Source organism: Neptuniibacter sp. QD37_6 (assembly GCF_047778085.1).
Lineage (GTDB): Bacteria > Pseudomonadota > Gammaproteobacteria > Pseudomonadales > Balneatricaceae > Neptuniibacter.
This window is the reverse complement of record NZ_CP180550.1, coordinates 2,606,498-2,627,798: the sequence shown is the minus strand read 5'-3', so window position 1 is coordinate 2,627,798 and position 21,301 is coordinate 2,606,498. Positions and strand designations below refer to the sequence as shown.

Below are 21,301 nucleotides of genomic sequence, written 5' to 3'. Positions count from 1 at the left end.
TCATGACTGATTTGAATATTAAACGTCTAGATTCTACTCAGGCTGATTTTCGTCAGCAGATGGACAAACTGCTTGCGTGGGAAGCGGTATCTGATGAAAAAGTAAATCAGATTGTTAATGAGATCCTTCAGCGTGTTGAGCAAGAAGGCGATTCAGCGGTTGTTGAGTACACCAATCGTTTTGACAATACGTCTGTTTCAGAGATGTCTGAGCTTGAGATGAGCAAAGAGCGTCTACAAGCAGCTTTGGATAATCTTCCTGAAGATCAGCGTAAAGCGTTGGAAATTGCTGCTGAGCGTGTTCGTAGCTATCACGAGCGTCAACTTGTTGATTCATGGCAGTACACTGAAGCCGACGGCACTATGCTAGGTCAGAAAGTAACGCCAATGGATCGCGTTGGTCTGTATGTCCCAGGCGGTAAGGCTGCATACCCATCTTCAGTATTGATGAACGCAATGCCAGCCAAAGTTGCGGGTGTTGAAGAGATCATCATGGTTGTACCAACACCGGGCGGTGAGGTTAACGAACTGGTACTTGCAGCTGCATGTTTATCAGGCGTTGATCGCGTTTTCTGTATTGGTGGTGCACAAGCGGTTGCCGCTCTAGCTTATGGTACAGCAACTGTACCTAAAGTAGATAAGATTGTAGGTCCAGGTAACATCTTTGTGGCAACAGCGAAACGTGCGGTATTTGGCGCTGTTGGTATCGATATGATTGCTGGACCGTCAGAAATTCTTGTGGTTTGCGACGGCCAGACTGACCCTGATTGGGTTGCAATGGATCTGTTCTCGCAAGCAGAACATGATGAAGATGCGCAGCCAATTCTTGTTACACCTGATGCAGATTTTATTGATGCGGTCGAAGCCAGTATCAATAAATTGTTGCCAACCATGGAGCGTAAAGAGATTATCGAAACCTCTCTACGTCTACGTGCAGCACTGATTAAGGTTGCGGATATGGATGAAGCGATTGAAGTTTCAAACCGTATCGCTCCAGAGCACTTGGAATTGTCTGTAGAAGATCCTGAAGCGTTATTGCCTAAGATTCGTCATGCAGGTGCGATCTTTATGGGACGTTATACAGCTGAGGCACTAGGTGATTACTGTGCAGGTCCTAACCACGTTTTACCGACGTCTGGCACTGCTAGGTTCTCTTCTCCTCTAGGTGTATATGACTTCCAGAAACGTTCTTCTTTGATCATGTTCTCTGAAGATGGCGCTTCTGAAATGGGTAAAGTTGCATCAGTACTTGCGCGCGGTGAAAGCCTTACAGCGCATGCTCGTTCAGCGGAATACCGTATTAAGTCTTAATTGAAAAACTTAGACGACTTTTTGATGAAGGGCAGCCAGAAATGGCGGCCCTTTTTATTTGCTTTGTAATGAAGGGTTAGTTACGGCTTTTAGGGCGTTCGCCAATTTTAGCATCAAAGGAGAGTTCTTTACCTTCCCTAAGAACTTTAACGGTGACTACCTGACCTGGTCGAAGACGGGCTATTTGAGTCATGGATTTACGGCCATCCAAAATAGGATTGTCATTGATGGTCAGCATTACGTCACCGGGTTGCAGGCCTGCTATATGGGCTGGGCCGTTACGGAATACGCCTGCAATGATAAGTCCTTGAAGTTTTTTAAGGCCAAATGATTCAGCAAGACTAGGCGTAAGCTCTTGAATCTCAATACCCAGCCAACCGCGAACAACGCGACCATGCTGTATTAAGTCCTGCATAACTTGCTTGGTCAGGTCTGATGGGATTGCAAAGCCGATACCTTGGGAACCGCCTGATTTAGAGAAAATTGCGGTATTAATACCAATTAGATTGCCAAAGGCATCAATCAAAGCACCGCCAGAGTTACCCGGGTTGATGGCCGCATCTGTTTGTATAAAGTCTTCATAGGTATTCAGGCCTACACTGTTGCGGCCGGTAGCACTGATGATACCCATGGTTACGGTTTGCCCAACACCAAATGGGTTGCCGATAGCTAGGACTACATTACCAACACGATAATTTTCAGTTTGACCGAGTGTAATACTTGGCAAGTTATCCAATGTGACCTTTAAAACGGCTAAGTCTGTTTCTGGATCTGTACCGATCACTTCTGCGGCAGCTTCTCTACCATCTTTCAAAGCAACAATAATGCTATCGGCGCCTGAAATTACGTGGTTATTGGTAACTATGTAGCCTTGAGAGCTTAGAATTACGCCAGAGCCTAGGCTGGACTGCACGCGCTCTCGTTGTGGAATGCTGTCGGAATCAAAGAAGTTACGGAAAAAAGGGTCGTTGAAGAGAGGGTGCACATTCTGCCTAACAACGGTTTGGGTGTAGATGTTAACAACAGCAGGGGCAGCGACTTCTACAGCATCTGCGTAAGAGACAGGGCCAATATTTCCTTGTGGAGCAGTGTTGTTGCGGGCTTCACGGAACTCAATGGTAGAGTTTGAACTATCTAATAGATCTGGAAAGACTTGCAACAGGAGAATAGCGACAAGCACGCCTGAGAGGATAGGCCAGAAAAGAAAGTTAAATTTACGCATGAATGTATAGTCGAAACGCCATAAACAAGCTTAGAATTATACGATGAATATTCCCTTTGTGAATGGATAACAGAAGAATGTCGGTAAAACTATCGGATCTAATCGCATATATAGAACAACGCTTAGAGCCAAACCAATTTAAAGATTACTGTCCGAATGGTCTACAAGTGGAAGGGCGAAGTGATGTTAGCAAAGTTATATCTGGTGTAACGGCTTCTCAAGCTTTGATAGACAGAGCTATCGATGAAAAGGCTGATGTCTTGTTAGTTCATCATGGCTTTTTTTGGAAAGGAGAGAATAGCTGTATTACAGGAATTAAAAAACGTCGCATCAAAGCCTTGCTAGATAATGATATAAGCTTGCTTGCTTATCATCTGCCATTAGATGCTCACCCTGAGATTGGTAACAATGCCCAGTTGGCTAAGCTTTTAGATATTGAAGGCTTTGGTGCTTTAGAGCTTGGTAATCCGCGCAGTATTGGGAATACGGGAGAGTTGCCTGAAGCTATGTCTGCAGAGGTATTGGCTGATCATATAGAAAAGGTTCTAGAACGTGAGCCTTTGCTGATTAAAGGCGGAGATCATCCTATTAAAAAGATTGGTTGGTGCACGGGTGGTGCTCAAGGCTATATAGAGAAGGCGATAGAACAGGGCTTGGATGCTTTTATCTCTGGTGAAGTCTCAGAGCCAACTTTCCACAGTGCGATAGAAAATGGTATTCACTATTTTGCTGCAGGTCATCATGCAACGGAGCGTTATGGTGCTAAGGCATTAGGAGAGGAACTGGCGCTGAAATTTGGGCTTCAGCACCAGTTTATCGATATAGATAATCCGGTTTAAGCTTTCGCTTTAGGCTCTGCTGTTTCTGCGTCTATATTGCTAGGCGCATCAGCAGGGGCTTTCTCTTCTTCTTTTGTTTCTTGTTCTTCTTTCAAACCAAAAGTTTCAGATAACGTACCTTCATCTTCTGGAGACTTAGGTGCGTAATCTCTAGGTGGTTCTGAAGAGCTTTCTGCTTGTTCTGTTTCGGTAGCAGGTTTTTCTTCAGCTGAAGATTCTTCTGCTTCGCTTTCTAGCTTCGGAGTCAATGAGGGTTCAATGGCTAGATCAACGCTGCCTGGCTGACATAAGCCTTGTGCGCCAGTAGCAAGATGTTCGTGAACATCTTTGTAGCTGTTAGTCAGGTTGTTAACTAGCGCTGCGGTTTTTTCAAAGTGTTCAGTCACTTCGCTCTTGTAGCTGTCTAGTTCTTTTTGGGTGCTTTCTAGTTTTTCAGCGAGTTCTGCTTGGCGTTGTACGCCTCCGCCAGAACGTCCCATCAAAAAACCAATTACGGCGCCAACAACAAGGGCTGCAATACTAATAAGCCAAACGTTTTCCACAAAAACTCCTTATAAACTTGGCATTTTAAGATGAATTAGGAGCTGACAAAGATAGCCTGAGTCTATTGTATAAGGTACAGCGTCAAGGGATCTTTGCGAGCTTTGTGCAAGGATAAATCAATTATCTATCCCTGCCTATTATAAATAATTTTCGGCTTTATCCGTGGATAAATGAACTATAGATTGGTCGAACTTAGCTGGCTTATCGTTTTAAAGTATTTTGTTTCGCCGCTTCTTGATGGGAGGACTGCGCTTCACAATGTAATAGATCGAGATACTCAATCTGTTCTTTGATGATAGCTTTAGCTAAATTGATATCTTGATCTTCAATCGCACTCAGTAGTCTGCGATGTTGCCCTAAGATAATTTCTCTTTCACGGAAACGGTATGCAATCATGTTCGCAACCGGTTGTAGAGCCTCGATCAATGAATACATCACAAAGCTCAGCATACGGTTGCCACTTGCATCGGCTATGGCGCGATGGAAGCGAACATCAGCCGCGCAGAAATCTTCAGGGCTGATATTGGTATTGGATTGATAATTTAATTCAGCTCGCAGTTTTTCTAGGTCTTGTTCGGATCTATTAGCGCAGGCGTGTTGGCAGCATAAGCTTTCTAACTCTAATCGAGTGCTGCTCACTTCAGTCAAAGATATTTGATTCATGCTGACAAAAAGTGTCGCAGCTGTGGTCATCTGGTCGCTAAGCTCTTCAGCACCTAGGTGGTTTACGAAGGTGCCGCCAGTAGGTCCACGGCGTGAACGAATTAAGTTTTTAGCAGCTAAGCGCTTGAGCGCTTCTCGAATCGTTGGGCGTGATACGTGAAAGCGTTCTGCCAGTTCACCTTCTGTAGGGAGGCGATCATCCGCTTTTAGCGAGCCATCTAAAATCGCTTCCTGTAATTGATCAGCGACTTGTTTAGACAAGCTGGACTTATTTATAGGGGCTACTTCTAGATTCACGTACAACTCCATAGGATTGCTAATACTAGGAATAAGCTATTCTACATAAACTAAAACATCATAGCTTGTATCATATAAAAATCTATTTTATATTTGTATGACAAATAGATAAATAGGTTGGGAGATCGGCATGTTCAAAGCGCTCGTGTTAAATCAAAACGACGGTAAGACCGTAGCAGAAGTGGCAGAATTGAGTTTGGATCAATTACCAGAGCAGAATGTTTTGGTTAAAGTCGATTACTCCTCGTTAAACTATAAAGATGGTTTAGCTATTACAGGCAAGGGCAAAATTATTCGGAACTTCCCTATGGTTCCGGGCATCGATTTAGTCGGCACAGTAGAAGAGAGTGCCGATGATCGTTATCAAAAAGGCGATAAAGTTGTACTGACAGGGTGGGGTGTAGGTGAAAACCATTGGGGCGGTTTTGCAGAGTATGCGCGCCTCAATGCAGATTGGTTAGTGCCTCTGCCGGAAGGTATGGATCCTGTTCGCACTATGCAGATCGGTACAGCAGGTTTAACTGCCATGCTATGTGTCATGGCTCTGGAAGAGGGTGGTGTAACTCCTGATAAGGGGCCTATCATTGTTAGTGGTGCCGCTGGTGGTGTAGGTAGTGTTGCAGTAGCAATATTGGCTGGGCTTGGTTATCAAGTGACAGCTATTACGGGTCGCCCTGAAACTGAGAGCTATCTGAAAGGCTTAGGTGCTTCAGAAATTGTTAGTCGAGAACAGATGGCAGAGCCAGCAAGGCCTCTAGAGAAACAGCGCTGGGCCGGTGCGGTTGATACTGTGGGTGATAATATCCTAGGTCGCATTTTATCAGAAACAGATTATGGCGGTGTTGTGACTGCATGTGGTCTAGCTGCAAGCTTCAAGCTGCCAACAACAGTTATGCCTTTTATTCTTCGTAATGTTCGCTTGCAAGGTGTTGATTCGGTGATGTGTCCTTATGAGCGTCGTCAAGAAGCTTGGAAAAGACTACAAGCTCAATTACCAGATAATGCTGTGGGCGATATTGCTCAAATTATCGCGCTAAATGAGTTGCCTGATTATGCTGAACGTATCACTAATGGTCAGGTTAAAGGCCGAGTGGTTGTAGATCTTAATAGCTAAGCAATCGATAGTTTGGTTAAAAAAATACGGCTCTATGTTAGAGCCGTATTTTTTATTAGTAGCTGAATAAATCGAAGGCTGGACTATCCATATAAGCCATCCACGCGAGGCTTTATCAGGATTGGGGTGTAAATAATCAGGAAAAGCACCCAAGCGAGCATCCATAGCGTACCTGATAAGTGCAGCGTTGTGAGGTAAGAAAGAGGTAATAGCCCTATGCTCAGTCGCACTGCTGCGGCTAATAGCATCAATATAAAGGCAGTAATGATGAGCGGTCCGACTTTAAGAGGTCGACCGGTATGTCCTAAAGAAACACGCGCCATCATTCCCAGTGTTAATCCCCCAATGCTGCCTGCCGCAAATGCATGGTAGGCAATCGACGTGCTAATTAGATCCAGTAAGCTTAGGCTGTACAGCATAAAACCCAGTGCTACGAAGAAATAGCCGAACTGTAGAATCCAGACCAAGGGTACTGCAAAGATTCGTTTATCGAACCAACCAGCTACTCGAATTAGGTTAGCTATTCCCAACAGCAAGCTTATAGCAATCATAAGGGGTTCAATCCCTGTTAGGCTTAAAACAACCCATACTGCAGTCAGAGGAATAATCGTTTTTTCCAGCCAAGCATGTTTTGTTACTTTGACGCCTTCAACTCCGCGCTCGGTAAAAAATGGAATAACTCGCCCGCCTAAGATGCTAATTACCATGATGACTAAAAATAGGCCGAGTTGGATTCCTTTCGCTGCTGTTGTCTCAGTGTAGCCAAGTAGTTGCAGGTGCATGAGTAGATTGGCAATGAAGAAGCCAAGCAGGAGCGGCACAAACATCAAATTACGATAGTTTTTAGACTTAATAACTGGCCAAGCCACGCAAGCGGCCACCATAGGCGCGAAGGCTAAATCAGTGACAGCTACTAACCAAGGTTCGATCGCTGGGAATAAAGGCATTAAGCGCGCACTAAACCAGAGTAAAAAAAGTGCCGCGAGAGGCCAGCTATAAAGTGTTTGTACGTTAGTCCATGTCTTTACAGCGGTCATTAAAAAACCGGCGATGATTGCTAAAGAGAATCCAAATAGCATTTCGTGGGCATGCCAGAATACACCATAGTTATAGTGGTGAGGCTGAATGCCACCACTATAGATAACCAGCCACGCAGCCATTAAAAGTATGGCTGAGAGTGCTCCGCCTAAGAAAAATGGGCGAAATGCCAAATTAAAGAGTGAAAAGGGTGAAGGGGTGCGTCTTTCTTGTAGTTGAATCATGGGATCTCTCCGCCGCTTATATCAGCAGTGTTATAATCTACACTAAGAATCATTAAATGTGTATTAGGAATACATCTTAAAGAAGTGTTAACGTTCATTTTATTGATCTGACAATGAGTTTTTGACGAGGGATATCAGTGCGACAGTTAATTTTAGGTGGTGCCAGATCGGGTAAAAGTCAGGTGGCGCAAGAAAGAGCTACCGCCACGGGCCAGCCTGTTGTGTATATTGCTACCGCTCAAGCACAAGACTCGGAAATGGAGCAGCGTATTGAACTACATCGTCAGAATCGACCGAGCGAGTGGGAGATACAAGAGATCCCTTTCGACTTGCCGGATGCGCTCAATAGCTTGAGTGGTAAAGGAAAAACCGTCTTAGTCGATTGCCTTACCCTTTGGTTAACCAATCTGTTATTACAAGGCTTGGAACCCATGCGGCAAGGTATGAAGGCGCTTACTGCAGCTGTAAATGACTTTGACGGAGATCTAATATTGGTTTCGAATGAGGTCGGTTGGGGAATTGTCCCTATGGGCGAATTGAGTCGTCAATTTCAAGATAATACTGGTCGATTACATCAAGATTTGGCAGCAGTGGTGGAAGTGGTGACGTTAACAGTGGCGGGTATTCCTATGGCTGTCAAAGGAGATAATAAGTGAACTTGCAGGAATGGGCGCAACTGAAAGCTAAACCTTTAAACGTTGAAACAGAACAAGCCGCTTTATCTCATCAAGGAAATCTAACTAAACCTCCTGGCTCTTTAGGTGTGTTGGAAAAAATTGCAGTGCAACTGGCTGCAATGCAAGCACAGTCATTACCTTCGGCAGATCGTGTAAGCATCTCTATTTTTGCTGCAGATCATGGAGTGGCTGCCCAGAATGTATCTGCGTTCCCACAAGAAGTCACATCGCAAATGATTCTAAATTTTGCAGAAGGCGGCGCGGCAATCGCCGTTTTGGCTAAGCAACTGAAAGCACAATTTGAAGTGATTAATTTAGGGACGGTGGTGCCTGTTGAACATCGTAATGTGCTTGATCGAGTAATCGCTTCGCAAAGTGCTGATATTTCGAAGAGACGAGCGATGAGTGATGCGCAGCTAGTTAATGCATTAAATGTAGGTGAGGAAGCGGTCTTAAGAGCAAAGAGGGCTGGGGCCCAGCTCTTTATTGCTGGTGAAATGGGGATTGGGAATACAACAGTGGCTGCCACAGTATTAGCGGCTGCGATGGACTTAACTGCTCAAGAGGTGGTTGGAGCAGGTACTGGTGTATCGGGTGATGCGCTCGAACATAAAACGGCTGTGATTGATCAGGCACTAAAGCTTCATCAGTGCACAGCTGATAAACCTTTTGAGCTGCTAAGATCCTTAGCGGGTTTTGAAATTGTTGCGATGGTTGGTGCTTACCTGACGGCAGCGAGGGAGGGTATTACTGTTGTTGTTGATGGCTTTATTAGCACTGCTGCTGCATACATGGCCAGTATGATTTGCCCTCAAACTAAAGAGTGGATGATCTTTGGACATCAATCAGCGGAAAAGTTTCATCATAAAGTACTTGTTGCCATGTCTGCTGAGCCTTTGTTAGCGTTGGATATGCGCCTTGGCGAAGGCAGCGGAGCTGCAACAGCGGTAAGTGTTATTCAAACGGCTTGCTTGCTTCATAAACAGATGGCGACCTTCTCTAGCGCCGGTGTAAGTGAAAAGTCGGACTGAAGCCATAATAAGGATTTCTTTTGAAAACTCTATTTGTAGATCTGTTCCGGCATGGTGAACCCGAACTTAAAGGTGTTTATTTAGGTCGAACGGATAGCCCTCTGTCTGCAAAAGGCCAGTCTACCTGTGAAGCTGTTTTAGCTAATGGTGAATGGGACTTAGTTGTTAGCTCGCCATTACAGAGGGCATTAAAGAGTGCCCGTTGGTTAGCTAATACTCGGCAGATTGAATTGCAAGTCTGGGATGAATTACAAGAGCTGGATTTTGGGGACTGGGATGGTGTGGGTTTTGAGCAGGTCTACAGCGAAGACCCTGTAGCGGCAGATAATTTTTGGCAAGCACCGCAGGATTTTCCGGCACCAAATGGCGAAACTATTCAGCAATTTAAGCAACGAATAGCTAAGGTTAAAGAACAGTTGCTGCAATTATCAGAAAAAAAGGTGTTAGTTGTTACTCATGGTGGCGTTATTCGTGGCCTTATTGGGAGCTTACTTGGTATGGAAGCCGATCAATGGAGTAAAATAGCGATAGATTATGCTCATTTTTCTAAACTGAGGTTTGATTATGATACAAAACAGTGTTGGCCTCAGCTACTAAGTAGTAATATTCGCTCTCCTTTTTGATCAGTCGCATAGGGATATTAATGAAATACACCGAGACACTTAAAAATATTCATCGAAGCCTTGATCGTTTAGGCGATCTGCCGGTGTTTAGTGCTACGGTCAATCGTATACAGCAGATTAGCGCGTCAGAAGAAAGCGATGCTATGGCTTTGGCTATGGCTATCATGAAAGATACGGGCTTATCAGCCAAACTGATCAAATTGGCTAATTCACCTACGTACAAAAGAGGTCAAGGTGATATTACGGTTGTATCCCGAGCGGTGGTCTTACTCGGGTTTAATCAGATTAAAAATATCAGTTTAACTCTTAAATTAATTGAAAGCTTTCATGACGAAAATCCCGATTTAGATGTGCCTGGGATGATGATGCGACAGTTCTTGAGTGCCAACATGGCTAAGGAACTTGCATTGAAAAGCCGGAAATCAGTCGATCCAGAAGAGGCTTATATGGCTTCTTTGTTATTTGGATTGGGCGAGATCATGGTTGCTTGTACCTTGCCAGAGCAGTATCGAAAAATGCTCAGGTTAAAGGAACGAGGTGAGAAAAAATGGCCGCGAATTCAGGCTGAAGTGTTAGGTATGAGCTTTAGTGAGTTGGGTAGGGAGCTTGCTGCTGGTTGGGGTTACCCAAAACAGATCTTAAATACAATGTCCCCTTTGGATTTAGGGAATATTGATGAGCGAAGCGATATGCTATCTGCCTTACCTACGCTCAGTCATGGTTTAGTACAGCAGCTATATGGGCAGGATCAAAATAACGAACAGCCTTACGATAAGGTTGTGGATGCCGTTTCTCTTGCTGGAGATATCCCTTTTGATGAAGTTGGTGAAATTACGCTACAGTGTTTCCAACGGGTTGCTAAAGTCAGCCGTAACTACGGTTTGAAGGCTCGTTCGCTAATTCCTGATTACTCAGAAAGTGGAAATGTTGCTAAGGATGATATGGTACGCCAGCTTGCTTTCTTGGCCCACAATGAAGTGGAGTTAGAGGAGGTTGAGCAAACTGAAAGCGTATCAGAGCAGTCTACAGAAGTTGTTGCCGAGTCAAAACGTAACTCAAAACAGCTGAGTTATCTCAATCGATTGACCGAGTTAATCGCAGCGGATGGTAAGATTCACGAAGTCTTTAAGTTAGTTGTAGAAGCGATCGGCGAATGCGGTCAGTTTGATCGCAGCATGCTTTGTCTGCTTAGCAAATCCAATACGCATCTATCGGTAAAAATTATTGAAGGGAAAGAGCTTGATCCTTTGCAAACTTATTTTGAACGGGACAAGTCGGGTAAAGCGGACGATCTATTCTTTAAGGTCTTGGCTAAGCAAGTTACTTTGTTGGTAAATGATCTAGATGAAGATGGGTGGAATAAGCGCTTGCCGCCAAACTTTGTAAAGCAGGTAGGATGTCAGGGCTTCGTATTGATACCACTTACTATGGGGAAAAGGGTAATTGGTATGCTGTATGCAGATCGCTTAAAAGGGCGTGGACCAGTGTCCGAAGAGGACTTTAATACTTTTAACCAGTTTTCTACACAAACGCGCCTAGCTTTAATGTACGCTGACAGTAAAGCTAGACAAACGGCATGACTATTCAGTCATGCCTTTTACAAATGATTTAGTGTCTTCCCAAGCTTCTTTGCTGATCTCAACACCATCATCGATAACGTCTTTGCTCACTTCAACGCCATCTTCGATTACCTCACCACTTTTCTCTACAACGGTCTTAGCACCAGATTCGGTTGAGCACATCGCGCGTTGAGCTACACATTTTGATTTACAGCCTAGTTCAGCAGCATCGTCGGTAAAGTGTTTTACTGAACATTTAGCTTCACATATGGTTTGATCTGTTGAACAGTCAGCAAAAACTGCAGGTGTTAGTAGCATTAACGCAGAAAAAAACAGCGCTCTCATATTTATCACTCCCATTAGGTGAGTTGTATTATCTAACTTCTTTGGATCGCCAAAGAATCTCTTCACCGCCCTGCCTTAACACTACTATTCTGCTTGCCACAAAAAGCAGATCGGACAGCCTATTTAGATAAATACCAGAGTTAGGATTTACCTGAGCTGACTCATCTTGAAGTAGTGCTATGATTCGTCTTTCAGCGCGTCGGCAGATACTACGCGCTAAATGGGTATAACTGGCTGAAAGTGTTCCTCCTGGGAGAATAAACTCCTTCAAAGGCGGTACCTCTGAGTTCAGTAGGTCCAGTTGTTCCTCTAGGTATTCTATCTCTGTCGGAGTAATAACGACATAGCTAGGGTCTGCAATTGCTAACTCGCCGCCAAGATCAAATAGCTGGTGCTGTATGGTTTGCAGCAGTTTCTTAATTGATTCATCTGAAGGCAGGCTCGCGATGACAATGCCTATAGCACTATTAAGTTCATCAACCGTGCCGATCACTTCTATTCTGAGATCGGTCTTAGATACACGTTCGCCATTTGCTAATCCGGTTTGGCCTTGATCGCCTGAACGGGTATAGATCTTACTAAGCCTGTTACTCATTACTGCTCCTATAGATAGAAACTACTAGATTAGGTATCAGGATGAGGATGTAGTTCCCGAATTTTTTCAAGGTAGTAGTTGTTAATATCGACCGTGATATCAAGTTTGTCTGCTTGCTCACATAGATAGCCGGTGATCTGATTAATCTCTGTTATACGGCCATGTTTCACATCTTGGTTCATCGAGGAAAAATTATTTGCGGTTAATTCAGCTACCTGACAAGCATGGTCAATTAAAGGGCCATCAAACAGCTCTAAATTAAGTGCATTTGCGACCTTTTCTACCTCATTGCAGATTAATACCATCTCATTTAGATAGTTAGGGTTGCTAACTAACTCGCCATTTTTACAGCCAAAGATCGCAGTTAAAGGGTTTATAGCGCAGTTAATAGCTAGCTTGCGCCACAAGGTTGTAGCTATTTCTGGATCAGGTTGTAAATCTAAGAAACCACAGTTTAATTGTTCTAACCAATCGAGCGTTTTACCAGGTGACCCGATACGAGTAATCCCTTTGCCCGCGTATACAACAGAGAATTCAGATTCTAACCATGCACCATCTGTTGTTGAAGCCCATGCAACTTCAGCGTTTGGTAATTGATCTGTTATCCATTGCTGGCTGCCCATGCCGTTTTGCAGCACAACAACATGTGCGTCATCGGCAAGTCGATGCTTGATCGAGTTGAAAGCGGCTTGAGTATCAGTAGATTTAGTTGTGATAATCAGGCGTTGGATTAACGACGAATCATTAGGTAGTTCAGCTTGGCAACTATGCATTTGATCAGCTAATTGAATGCCATGGTTTGCTTCAAATCGAGAAAGCTTAGCTGAATTACGTAAAATAAGAGTGACGGAGTAACCTTCAGATATCAGATTACAGGCCCATAAATTACCAATTGAGCCAGCGCCAAGTATGTACCATCTCTCTTTCATACTTAATTCTCTTAATCTTCAGCATTGTGGATCCTATTATCTCTCTATTGTGACGTGAAATGGAGGTAAAGGTCAGCTAGAATCGGCAAAAAAATAGGGAGAAGCCTCATGCCATCATTCGATATTGTGTCTGAACTAGACTTGCACGAAGTCACCAACGCTGTTGATCAGTCTAACCGTGAACTTCAGATGCGTTACGATTTTAAAGGTGTTGATGCGCGGTTTGAGCAAACTGAATCTACCGTGACTTTGCAGGCAGAAGTTGATTTTCAGCTGCAGCAGATGATGGATGTGCTTAAAACTAAGATGACCGGCCGCAAAATCGATATTCGTTGCTTAGAGATTAAAGATCCAGAAAAAGCGAATATGCGTGCACGTCAGGAAGTGATTCTTAAGCAAGGCCTCGATCAGCCACTGGCTAAGAAAATTGTAAAATTAATTAAAGATGCCAAGCTAAAAGTGCAGGCGCAGGTGCAGGGTGAGCAGGTGCGAGTAACAGGCAAGAAACGCGATGACTTGCAAAGTGTAATGGCAATGCTGCGCGAAGCAGATCTGGAATTACCTCTGCAGTTTAATAACTTCCGCGACTAAACCTACCTGTTACTGCCTCAACAAAGTCAGGTGAATGAGTTTTCACCTGACTAATCTTGTTCCAAGCAATCCAGAAGAAAGATCTCTTTTACTAGATCCTGCGAAGGTGTAGCTTCAAAGTCATCTACGCAGATAGCTCCGCTTTGTAATTTGCTGGTTAGCGTATCGCCTTGCCAATTAACGACTGAAATCCCCGTAGAGCGGTGAATGACTCTCAGGTAAGGGTTGTTACGTTCAAACCAAGCATCAATCATATAAGTCATCGGTATATCCCTCCTTGTTAAGTGCTAAGAAGAGTAACCCAGATTTATATGAATGTAAATGATAATGATTCCTATTTATTTCTTGGGCTGATCCAGATCAATATCAATACGGGTAGACCTATGATCGCAACAGCAGTGAAGAACCAAGGGTAGCCAAAGCTATCGACAAAGCCACCAGAGAAGCCGCCAAGAAATTTAGGGAATAGCAGCATCATCGAACTGAAAAGAGCATATTGTGTAGCTGAGTATTGAATATTTGTCAGGCTAGATAGATAGGCGACAAAGGCCGCTGTAGCAATACCGCCACTCAGATTATCCAGCGAGATAACGATTGTAAGTGCCGTAGTGTCATTACCTAAAGTGGCTAGCCAAGCAAATAGAAGATTGGTGAGGGAAACTAACAGCGCGCCTAAGAACAGGATCTTTCTCACGCCAAAGCGATTCACCAGAATACCGCCTAGCCCTGCGCCGACAATGGTCATAACTACGCCATAAATTTTGATGATTTGCGCTATCTCTTCCTTAGTAAAGCCCATATCGACATAGAAAACATTAGCGATAATTCCAAGAATAACGTCAGAAATTCGGTAAGTACCAATTAACGCAAGAATAAGAAGGGCCTGCATACCGTAACGACGTATAAAGTCGATAAATGGGCAAGCAATCGCTATATAAGCCCAGCCTAAGAAGCGAGATAGAAAATTGGGAAGGTGAGCATTACGTTGAGTAAATTCAATAATTTTTTGTTGTTGCTCAAGCGTTTCAGTGTCCATCTCAACAGAAGCTGGCTCTTTTACTAAAAACGTAGTCATCATTCCGACAGACATTAAGGATGCCATGATTAAGTAGGCATACTTCCAAGAATTGATGTCATAGCTTTCTGGTGAAATTGAGGTCCATGCTGCGATCGCCAGTGCACCAGCACCTGCCACTATCATCGCAATACGGTAGCCGGCCATATAAGTAGCGGCCATGGCTGCTTGTAAGCGTTCGCCAGCTGATTCGATACGGTAGGCATCAATGACTATATCTTGGGTCGCGGAACTAAAAGCGACGACCAGTGCTAACAACGCCATATATTGAAGGTTTTCATGGGGATTGGAAAAGGCAAGCCCGGTTAAACCTATGATGAGCATGATCTGCGAAAGCAATAACCAGCTTCTGCGCCTACCAAGCCAAGTTGAAAGTAAGGGGAGGCTTAAGCGATCAACTAAGGGAGCCCAAAGCCATTTGAAGCCATAGGCTAAACCAACCCAGGAGAAATAGGTGATTAAACTCCGTTCAACGCCTGCTTCACGAAGCCAGAAGGATAAAGTGCCAAAAACGAGCAAAATAGGAAGGCCAGAAGAGAAACCAAAAAACAGAAGTGTGATTGCTCTAGGATGAAGATAGATTTTAGCTGTATCGAGCCAAGATTCAGTTTTGGAATCAACTGATGACATATATGACGCCTTCCGTGTAGTAGGCGTTTATTGTCGCTTTCGAATAGATCTATAGCAACTAAAAAGGCCCAGTAAAAACTGGGCCCAAAGTTTTTAGCATAAACTTGTCTGAAGGGGGGGACAAGTTTATGCTTAAACTTCTTAGAACTTGATGCGGATACCAGCAAGAACATCCATATCTAGATCTTGACCATCTTCATCAACGTCACTGATCTCAGCGAATAGACGAACATTTTTCTGAGCTGGGAACTTGTACACAACATTAGCGTAAGTTTGTTCTTTGTCAGATGCGCCATCTCGTTCTAGTTCAGAATGACCAATTGTGATTTTAGTTGTAGCTGAAGCTTTGAAAGAAGCGCCAATGTGGAAGAACTCTTCATCGCTGTTAGCAGAAAGATTATTTTCTGCTTCACCGTAGTCAACTACAAACTCAGCGAAACCTGCATCGAACTGTGCGCTCACGCCCCAAAGATCTTTGTCTTCTTCGTCACCTGTGTTGGTGTTTTCTAGCGTCTGGTAACCAGCACCTAGCGTAACAACACCTAGATCAGCAGATACGAATAGTTCAGTAGACTCGCCGTCATCGCTGCCTTCGCCATCTGCTTCTAGTTCGTGGGATAGAGCTAGTGTTACATTATCGAATTCCGCATCAACGCGAATTACGTCATCGCCATCAGTGCTACCCGTTGCATCAAAGATAGATTCAGCAGTGTATTCTTCGATCATGCCTTCGATAGCGAAATCATCAATCGCTTTATCCATCTTACCCACAGCAACAGATACGTTGTGAGCTTTTAGGCCTAGGTAAGCTTCTTCTAGGTTTTCTGTATTTTTGCCTTCAGCTTCGTTTTTGAAACCGAAATCTACCTGACCGAATGCTTGTAGGTCGTTACCTAGATCATAAGTGATAGTGTTTTTGATTTCTAAATCATCAAATTCCACTTCAGTATCTTTAGTTTTGCTAGCGTTGTCACGCAACTGAACCTGCCAGTCACCTTTGATTTTATACGTCAGGCCTTTATTTTCATAAACAGTCGCTGCAGTAGCAGTGTTAGCAGCAATAGCAGCAATAGCAGCAATAGCAGAAGCCAGGATCAGCTTTTTCATGTCTTCTCTCCAAGGAGTTTTAGTATAGGGTTATAAACTTGTAGAAACTTATTTGTTTTTAATAAGTTCTTTGAATGATTTTCTAGTGTTAAGGTCTGCCTGGTTGTACCAGTAAATAAGCATTTCCATTGCCATATTTTCTTTTTTAATAACATCGTTTTTTGTTTCTTTGTTATTGATGTTATTTGGGATATTTATTTTGCTTTTTGGTAAAGCAGCAACAGAGTTGCCTCTGTTGAATTTTTCTAATTCTTCTTCGAAATCACGGCTTAATTGGAATCCACTATTCTCAATAGTGTTGACCTTATAGCTGATGTTTTTATTGGCGCTATTCTTTAATGTCCAATTCTTATTCTTTTCGAACTCTTTTAAATCTTTGATTCTTTCGATCAGCGGTGCTGATAAAGTAATTTTTGTATCACTGCTTTCGAACAGTAAGACAAAGGCTTTAGTTTTCTCTAGTTCAAAGTCATCGCCTTTTTTTATTTCGGCAGTGAAATCAACGAGGATCTGATTTAAACCATTTGGCAGATTATGCTTTGTACTACTGCTGAATAAACTGTCTGAATTAATTTCTTCGCCATTAACTGCAATTAGATTAACCCCTTCGCCTAATAAAAGAGAGTTATTAGCGTAAGAGTGATTTGTAGCAATTAATGAAACTGCAGTTAAAGTTGGTAATAAAATGGATTTTAAAACTTTCAAAATTATTGCCTTGAAAAATTAATTCGTTGTTGCGGCGCAATAATAGGTGGGTTTTATTTCAGAAATGTTTCTTTTTTGTTGTGCTGGAATTTATTTTCTTTAAGTTTTTGTTGCGTGGATATTGCTGTTTTGAAACGCCTTTTTAATGTGTGGTTTATTTTTGATCGATTGTTTTGTTTTTGCCCTAAAGTTAACCTGTTTCTCTTTATAGATGTTGTTGAATAAATTTTTCTTAGCAATAGCTTCATTTAACGTTAATTGATATGTCATTAAGTAGGACTAGCTTTGATTTCTGGTGCCCAAGCGTAGGGCTATACAAAAAGATGCACTTTGATTTTTAGTGGAATCACTATGAGCTATAACAATTCACATGATCTATGCAGTAATTTAAATCAGGAACAAGATTCAGAGTTTACTCAGCTAACAGATAAAGCGGTTAGCCGTCGTGGCTTTTTGACTGGGGCTGGCGCGCTTGGTTTAGGTGCTTTTATCGGTATGTCGCCTATTGCAAACTCTGTACAGGCTGCAATCCAAACTCAAGTTAAGAGTACGCTTATCGGGTTTGAGCCTATTGCCAGTAGCACAGCAGATACAGTGGTTGTGCCAAAGGGCTATAAGTTGACAAGCCTCATCTCTTGGGGAGACCCTATCTTTGAGGGTGCACCAGAATTTGATCCAACAGGACGAGCGCCGGCGTCTGCTCAGGCACTGCAGTTTGGTGATAATACCGATGGCATGTCATTGTTTCCTTTATCTAGCGATCGTGCAGTATTAGCTGTTAATAACGAATACACCAACACTGATCTTTTGTATGACCACAAAGGTGACATGATGACCGCTGATGATGTGCTTAAAGCACAGAATGCTCACGGTGTGTCTGTTTTTGAAATTCAACAAACCGCTCAGGGCTGGGTCGTTGATCGTAGTGGAAAATTGAATCGTCGCATTACTGCAAATACCCCAATGCAGTTGACGGGACCAGCGGCAGGGCATGATCTGCTTAAAACGGCTGCCGACCAAACAGGTCGTGAGGTATTGGGTACCTTTAATAACTGTGCCAATGGTGAAACGCCTTGGGGCACTTATCTAACCTGCGAAGAAAACTTCCATAAGTATTTTGGTACTGAGGATGAAGCTCATAGCATCCCGGCTGAACAAAAACGCTACGGATTAAAAGCGGTAGATAAGCGTTATCAATGGAGTAAGTTTGATCAGCGTTTTGATCTAGCTAAAAACCCAAATGAGCCGAATCGCCATGGTTGGGTGGTAGAAATTGACCCGATGGATCCTGAGTCTAAGCCGCTGAAGCGTACAGCGCTAGGTCGCTTTAAACATGAGAATGCAGCTCTCATGGTTGATGACTCAGGTCATGTTGTGGTCTATCTGGGAGATGATGAGCGCGGTGAGAATCTGTATAAATTTGTGTCAAAAGGTAAATATGATGCCAATGACCAGAGTAGAAATCGTGATCTTCTAGTTGATGGTACTTTATATGTGGCTAAGTTCAGTGCTGATCACGGTGAATTGAAAGGCAAAGGCGAATGGCTGGAACTCACTTTCGGTAAGAATGGATTAACGCCAGAGAATGGCTTTAACAGTCAGGCAGAAGTACTTATCCACACACGTTTAGCAGCAACGCAAGTGGGTGGAACGACCATGGATCGACCTGAATGGGTTGCAGTGCATCCTAATAAATCAAGTGCTTGCTGTACGCTGACGAATAATAAGCATCGGGGCAAGAAAGAGGATCAGCCTGTAGGTGGACCAAATCCACGAGCAGAGAATAAGTACGGACAGATTGTACGTTGGACACCAATGAATGGCGATCATACGGCTGCTGAATTCAGTTGGGATCTGTTCCTGATCGCGGGCAATCCAAGCATTCATCAAGCAGGGCTGTTAGCAGGTAGTAGTAACATCACTACCGAAAATATGTTCAATAGCCCGGATGGATTAGGTTTCGACAAAGGTGGCCGTCTATGGATCATGACTGATGGTAAATACTCTAATGCCGATGATTTTGCTGGTATGGGTAACAACCAGATGTTATGTGCAGATCCAGAAACGGGCGAAATTCATCGTTTCTTAACAGGACCCATTGCCAGCGAAGTGACGGGGTTGACGTTCTCTCCAGATCAAAAATCTATGTTTGTAGGGATTCAGGACCCAGGAGAGAAGGGTAAGCCTTCGCATTTCCCTGCTGGTGGTGACAGTAAGCCGCGTTCAACCATTGTAGTGATAACACGCGAAGATGGCGGAGTGATTGGGGCTTAATAACAATTATTGATAGGTACAAAAAAACCGGCGAAAGCCGGTTTTTTTATGAAGCTTGGAAGATTAAACGCGTAGGCCGCCGTCAACTTCGAAGCAACGACCGCTAACGTAGTCATTCTCAAGAATGAACGTAACAGTCTTAGCGATTTCTTCTGGCTTACCAAGACGCTTAGCTGGGATGCCGGCAGCAATTTTTTCCAGAGCTTCTGGCTTCATGCTCATAACCATCTCAGTACCGATGTAACCTGGAGCGATGGAAGCAGCACGGATGCCGTAGCGAGCTAGCTCTTTAGACCAAGTAACAGCCATTGCTTCTACGCCAGCTTTAGTTGCTGTGTAGTTAGTCTGGCCCATGTTACCTGAACGAGAGATAGAAGAGATGTTTACGATGCAACCAGGAACGCCTAGGTCGATCATGTGAGCAGCAGCTTCACGAGCACATAGGAAAGTACCAGTTAGGTTAACATCCATAACCAGGTTCCACTGGTCCATAGACATCTTCTTAACAACTTTACCAGTTTCGCGATCAACTTTCATGAATAGACCGTCGCGAGTGATACCAGCGTTGTTAACCAGACCGTGTAGTGTGCCGAAATCAGCTACAACGTCATTGAATAGTTTTTCTACTTCGTCTTCTTTAGCTACGTTGCAGATGTAAGCGCGTGCTTCGACGCCTTTTTCCATGCAAAGGCCAACAGTCGTATCTAGATCTTCCTGGCTTAGGTCAGCTAGAGCAAGTTTTGCGCCCTGTTCAGCCAGTTCAAGTGCCATTGAACGACCAAGACCACGGCCACCACCAGTTACAACAATTACTTTATCTTTGAGTTCCATTTTAGGATTACCTTACTTCGGTTTGACTCTTTTTTGTGCGTTGCGTCATTGTGCAGAATTTAAACTTATCCCGCTTTCGCAAAAAAGTCTACTTGTTGCTCCACAGATTCATTTATCAATAAGTTTAATATACTCATGACCGGTATTTTTTTGATTTTTTGCAGATGCTAACTGTATGTTTTTAAATAAAAATTTCGCAGTGCAAAAAGTATGAGTACTTTGGTATTGGTTTTTTTTTAGACGATTTTTTAGCACTTAAAATGTGAAAATTAGACTGAAAATGGTGGTTTAGGGTTGAAATTTTTTGGTCTGACCATAAAAAGAAAAGGGTATGTTTAGTAAAAAAATCTAGATCAATACCAGTTTAAATTTAGGCAGGTAGGACCTGTTTAGAAGCTCTATAATGAGTCCTATTCTTATAGAGTGATCGATTATTTTTGAGGCAATAAATGAAGTTTCTTTTTCTGCTGTTCATCATTATCCCTATTATTGAAATCACAGTACTTATAAATGTAGGTGAAGCAATTGGGGCGTGGAACACAGTTGGTTTAGTACTGTTGTCTGCATTTATAGGCGTAAATATGTTGCGCTACCAAGGCTTATCTACACTGGCACGAGCGCAGCAGCGTGCCCAGAATGGTGAGATTCCAGGCCAGGAGATGGTAGAAGGTATCGTGCTTGCTGTCGGTGGTGCTCTTTTAGTTACACCAGGCTTTGTCACAGACGTGATTGGTTTTAGCTGTTTGCTTCCTTTTACGCGTAAAGCGTTTGCGAAAACATTGTTTAGCCGCTTTAGTGTGATAGCCATGCAGCAGCAACATCAAAGTTCAGCGCAATTCTATGCGAATGACCCTTTCCAACATCAGTCACAGAGTCATCATGCCCATGAGCAACAAGATCGGAATATCCGTTCAAATGATGTAATTGACGGTGAGTTTGAGCGCAAGGATTAATTTTTAAGCAAAAAAATTGTTGGCTAGTGTTGAATTCATTTTTTATGCCCCAACCTAGCATTTCAAAGGGGAAAGCAACTAAGAGTTGTTCGGCCCGATTCCAAACAAACATGTTTATTTTGATCA

General features: G+C 43.3%; 22 protein-coding genes. 10 read left to right on the top strand and 12 right to left on the bottom strand.

Going from position 1 to position 21,301, the window contains the following annotated elements; genetic code table 11:
- Positions 1 to 2 precede the first annotated feature (2 nt).
- On the top strand, positions 3 to 1,310 hold the full coding sequence (gene hisD, locus ACMXYO_RS12510) for a histidinol dehydrogenase (protein ID WP_415885432.1): 1,308 nt from the start codon (positions 3 to 5) through the stop codon (positions 1,308 to 1,310).
- Positions 1,311 to 1,386: 76 nt separating this feature from the next.
- On the opposite strand, the gene ACMXYO_RS12505 is transcribed toward hisD, so the two are convergent.
- Positions 1,387 to 2,532, bottom strand: coding sequence for a S1C family serine protease (locus ACMXYO_RS12505; protein WP_415885431.1), 1,146 nt, complete (start codon positions 2,530 to 2,532; stop codon positions 1,387 to 1,389).
- 77 nt (positions 2,533 to 2,609) lie between these two features.
- Between ACMXYO_RS12505 and ACMXYO_RS12500 the strand changes: the two genes are divergently transcribed.
- On the top strand, positions 2,610 to 3,371 hold the full coding sequence (locus ACMXYO_RS12500; protein WP_415885430.1) for a Nif3-like dinuclear metal center hexameric protein: 762 nt from the start codon (positions 2,610 to 2,612) through the stop codon (positions 3,369 to 3,371).
- Here ACMXYO_RS12500 and ACMXYO_RS12495 read toward each other — a convergent pair.
- Positions 3,368 to 3,913: a YhcB family protein gene (locus ACMXYO_RS12495; RefSeq protein WP_415885429.1), complete on the bottom strand. Its 546-nt coding sequence runs from the start codon at positions 3,911 to 3,913 to the stop codon at positions 3,368 to 3,370. The two genes, ACMXYO_RS12500 and ACMXYO_RS12495, sit on opposite strands and share 4 nt — an antisense overlap.
- A gap of 202 nt (positions 3,914 to 4,115) precedes the next feature.
- Positions 4,116 to 4,874 (bottom strand): FadR/GntR family transcriptional regulator, encoded by a 759-nt coding sequence (locus ACMXYO_RS12490; RefSeq protein WP_415885428.1) that lies wholly within the window; start codon positions 4,872 to 4,874, stop codon positions 4,116 to 4,118.
- A 130-nt stretch (positions 4,875 to 5,004) separates the two neighbouring features.
- Between ACMXYO_RS12490 and ACMXYO_RS12485 the strand changes: the two genes are divergently transcribed.
- Complete coding sequence (locus ACMXYO_RS12485; protein WP_415885427.1) at positions 5,005 to 5,988, top strand: MDR family oxidoreductase; 984 nt, start codon at positions 5,005 to 5,007, stop codon at positions 5,986 to 5,988.
- Between the two features lie 83 nt (positions 5,989 to 6,071).
- Here the strand turns inward: ACMXYO_RS12485 and ACMXYO_RS12480 are convergent, their stop codons facing one another.
- Positions 6,072 to 7,250: an NnrS family protein gene (locus tag ACMXYO_RS12480; RefSeq protein WP_415885426.1), complete on the bottom strand. Its 1,179-nt coding sequence runs from the start codon at positions 7,248 to 7,250 to the stop codon at positions 6,072 to 6,074.
- Positions 7,251 to 7,387: 137 nt separating this feature from the next.
- Between ACMXYO_RS12480 and cobU the strand changes: the two genes are divergently transcribed.
- Genes cobU through ACMXYO_RS12460 form a run of 4 tightly spaced genes read left to right on the top strand, consistent with a single transcriptional unit; the run spans position 7,388 to position 11,161 of the window.
- Entirely contained in the window at positions 7,388 to 7,906 is a 519-nt protein-coding gene (gene cobU / locus ACMXYO_RS12475) for a bifunctional adenosylcobinamide kinase/adenosylcobinamide-phosphate guanylyltransferase (RefSeq protein WP_415885425.1), read from the top strand.
- Positions 7,903 to 8,958: a nicotinate-nucleotide--dimethylbenzimidazole phosphoribosyltransferase gene (gene cobT / locus ACMXYO_RS12470; protein WP_415885424.1), complete on the top strand. Its 1,056-nt coding sequence runs from the start codon at positions 7,903 to 7,905 to the stop codon at positions 8,956 to 8,958. The genes cobU and cobT overlap by 4 nt, the downstream gene beginning before the upstream one ends.
- 20 nt (positions 8,959 to 8,978) lie before the next feature.
- A complete protein-coding gene (locus ACMXYO_RS12465) occupies positions 8,979 to 9,581 on the top strand; it encodes a histidine phosphatase family protein (RefSeq protein ID WP_415885423.1) in 603 nt (200 codons plus the stop codon).
- Positions 9,582 to 9,601: 20 nt separating this feature from the next.
- Positions 9,602 to 11,161, top strand: coding sequence for an HDOD domain-containing protein (locus tag ACMXYO_RS12460; protein ID WP_415885422.1), 1,560 nt, complete (start codon positions 9,602 to 9,604; stop codon positions 11,159 to 11,161).
- Here ACMXYO_RS12460 and ACMXYO_RS12455 read toward each other — a convergent pair whose 3' ends face one another.
- The 3 genes from ACMXYO_RS12455 to ACMXYO_RS12445 are packed head-to-tail and all read right to left on the bottom strand — an operon-like array spanning position 11,162 to position 13,009.
- The gene (locus ACMXYO_RS12455; RefSeq protein WP_415885421.1) at positions 11,162 to 11,485 is read right to left on the bottom strand and encodes a hypothetical protein; all 324 of its coding nucleotides are present in this window, start codon (positions 11,483 to 11,485) and stop codon (positions 11,162 to 11,164) included. It abuts the gene before it with no gap.
- Between the two features lie 28 nt (positions 11,486 to 11,513).
- Entirely contained in the window at positions 11,514 to 12,080 is a 567-nt protein-coding gene (locus ACMXYO_RS12450) for a cob(I)yrinic acid a,c-diamide adenosyltransferase (protein ID WP_415885420.1), read from the bottom strand.
- A 29-nt stretch (positions 12,081 to 12,109) separates the two neighbouring features.
- On the bottom strand, positions 12,110 to 13,009 hold the full coding sequence (locus ACMXYO_RS12445; RefSeq protein ID WP_415885419.1) for a 2-dehydropantoate 2-reductase: 900 nt from the start codon (positions 13,007 to 13,009) through the stop codon (positions 12,110 to 12,112).
- 108 nt (positions 13,010 to 13,117) lie between these two features.
- On the opposite strand from ACMXYO_RS12445, the gene ACMXYO_RS12440 reads away from it, so the two are divergent.
- Positions 13,118 to 13,600, top strand: a complete 483-nt coding sequence (locus tag ACMXYO_RS12440; RefSeq protein WP_415881985.1) for a YajQ family cyclic di-GMP-binding protein — start codon at positions 13,118 to 13,120, stop codon at positions 13,598 to 13,600.
- 50 nt (positions 13,601 to 13,650) lie between these two features.
- Here ACMXYO_RS12440 and ACMXYO_RS12435 read toward each other — a convergent pair whose 3' ends face one another.
- The 4 genes from ACMXYO_RS12435 to ACMXYO_RS12420 all read right to left on the bottom strand — a co-directional run bounded on the left by ACMXYO_RS12435 (position 13,651) and on the right by ACMXYO_RS12420 (position 17,117).
- Positions 13,651 to 13,863 (bottom strand): hypothetical protein, encoded by a 213-nt coding sequence (locus ACMXYO_RS12435; protein WP_415881983.1) that lies wholly within the window; start codon positions 13,861 to 13,863, stop codon positions 13,651 to 13,653.
- A gap of 71 nt (positions 13,864 to 13,934) precedes the next feature.
- Positions 13,935 to 15,305 (bottom strand): AmpG family muropeptide MFS transporter, encoded by a 1,371-nt coding sequence (locus ACMXYO_RS12430; protein ID WP_415885418.1) that lies wholly within the window; start codon positions 15,303 to 15,305, stop codon positions 13,935 to 13,937.
- A 141-nt stretch (positions 15,306 to 15,446) separates the two neighbouring features.
- On the bottom strand, positions 15,447 to 16,412 hold the full coding sequence (locus ACMXYO_RS12425; protein WP_415885417.1) for a porin: 966 nt from the start codon (positions 16,410 to 16,412) through the stop codon (positions 15,447 to 15,449).
- 48 nt (positions 16,413 to 16,460) lie between these two features.
- Positions 16,461 to 17,117 (bottom strand): DUF2057 family protein, encoded by a 657-nt coding sequence (locus ACMXYO_RS12420; RefSeq protein ID WP_415885416.1) that lies wholly within the window; start codon positions 17,115 to 17,117, stop codon positions 16,461 to 16,463.
- Positions 17,118 to 17,468: 351 nt separating this feature from the next.
- Between ACMXYO_RS12420 and ACMXYO_RS12415 the strand changes: the two genes are divergently transcribed.
- On the top strand, positions 17,469 to 19,391 hold the full coding sequence (locus tag ACMXYO_RS12415) for a PhoX family protein (RefSeq protein ID WP_415885415.1): 1,923 nt from the start codon (positions 17,469 to 17,471) through the stop codon (positions 19,389 to 19,391).
- Between the two features lie 63 nt (positions 19,392 to 19,454).
- Here ACMXYO_RS12415 and ACMXYO_RS12410 read toward each other — a convergent pair whose 3' ends face one another.
- Positions 19,455 to 20,222 (bottom strand): SDR family oxidoreductase, encoded by a 768-nt coding sequence (locus ACMXYO_RS12410; RefSeq protein WP_415885414.1) that lies wholly within the window; start codon positions 20,220 to 20,222, stop codon positions 19,455 to 19,457.
- 449 nt (positions 20,223 to 20,671) lie between these two features.
- Here ACMXYO_RS12410 and ACMXYO_RS12405 point away from each other — a divergent pair, with 449 nt between their 5' ends.
- The gene (locus ACMXYO_RS12405; RefSeq protein WP_415885413.1) at positions 20,672 to 21,175 is read left to right on the top strand and encodes an FxsA family protein; all 504 of its coding nucleotides are present in this window, start codon (positions 20,672 to 20,674) and stop codon (positions 21,173 to 21,175) included.
- The last annotated feature ends 126 nt before the right edge of the window (positions 21,176 to 21,301 follow it).

Bases quoted from the DNA above. Each gene is read 5' to 3' on its own strand.
- ACMXYO_RS12410 (WP_415885414.1), bottom strand. From the start codon at position 20,222: ATGGAACTCAAAGATAAAGTAATTGTTGTAACTGGTGGTGGCCGTGGT.
- ACMXYO_RS12405 (WP_415885413.1), top strand. From the start codon at position 20,672: ATGAAGTTTCTTTTTCTGCTGTTCATCATTATCCCTATTATTGAAATC.
- ACMXYO_RS12430 (WP_415885418.1), bottom strand. From the start codon at position 15,305: ATGTCATCAGTTGATTCCAAAACTGAATCTTGGCTCGATACAGCTAAA.
- ACMXYO_RS12460 (WP_415885422.1), top strand. From the start codon at position 9,602: ATGAAATACACCGAGACACTTAAAAATATTCATCGAAGCCTTGATCGT.
- ACMXYO_RS12445 (WP_415885419.1), bottom strand. From the start codon at position 13,009: ATGAAAGAGAGATGGTACATACTTGGCGCTGGCTCAATTGGTAATTTA.
- ACMXYO_RS12425 (WP_415885417.1), bottom strand. From the start codon at position 16,412: ATGAAAAAGCTGATCCTGGCTTCTGCTATTGCTGCTATTGCTGCTATT.
- ACMXYO_RS12440 (WP_415881985.1), top strand. From the start codon at position 13,118: ATGCCATCATTCGATATTGTGTCTGAACTAGACTTGCACGAAGTCACC.
- ACMXYO_RS12485 (WP_415885427.1), top strand. From the start codon at position 5,005: ATGTTCAAAGCGCTCGTGTTAAATCAAAACGACGGTAAGACCGTAGCA.
- hisD (WP_415885432.1), top strand. From the start codon at position 3: ATGACTGATTTGAATATTAAACGTCTAGATTCTACTCAGGCTGATTTT.
- ACMXYO_RS12415 (WP_415885415.1), top strand. From the start codon at position 17,469: ATGAGCTATAACAATTCACATGATCTATGCAGTAATTTAAATCAGGAA.
- ACMXYO_RS12480 (WP_415885426.1), bottom strand. From the start codon at position 7,250: ATGATTCAACTACAAGAAAGACGCACCCCTTCACCCTTTTCACTCTTT.
- ACMXYO_RS12455 (WP_415885421.1), bottom strand. From the start codon at position 11,485: ATGAGAGCGCTGTTTTTTTCTGCGTTAATGCTACTAACACCTGCAGTT.
- ACMXYO_RS12435 (WP_415881983.1), bottom strand. From the start codon at position 13,863: ATGACTTATATGATTGATGCTTGGTTTGAACGTAACAACCCTTACCTG.
- ACMXYO_RS12500 (WP_415885430.1), top strand. From the start codon at position 2,610: ATGTCGGTAAAACTATCGGATCTAATCGCATATATAGAACAACGCTTA.
- ACMXYO_RS12450 (WP_415885420.1), bottom strand. From the start codon at position 12,080: ATGAGTAACAGGCTTAGTAAGATCTATACCCGTTCAGGCGATCAAGGC.
- ACMXYO_RS12505 (WP_415885431.1), bottom strand. From the start codon at position 2,532: ATGCGTAAATTTAACTTTCTTTTCTGGCCTATCCTCTCAGGCGTGCTT.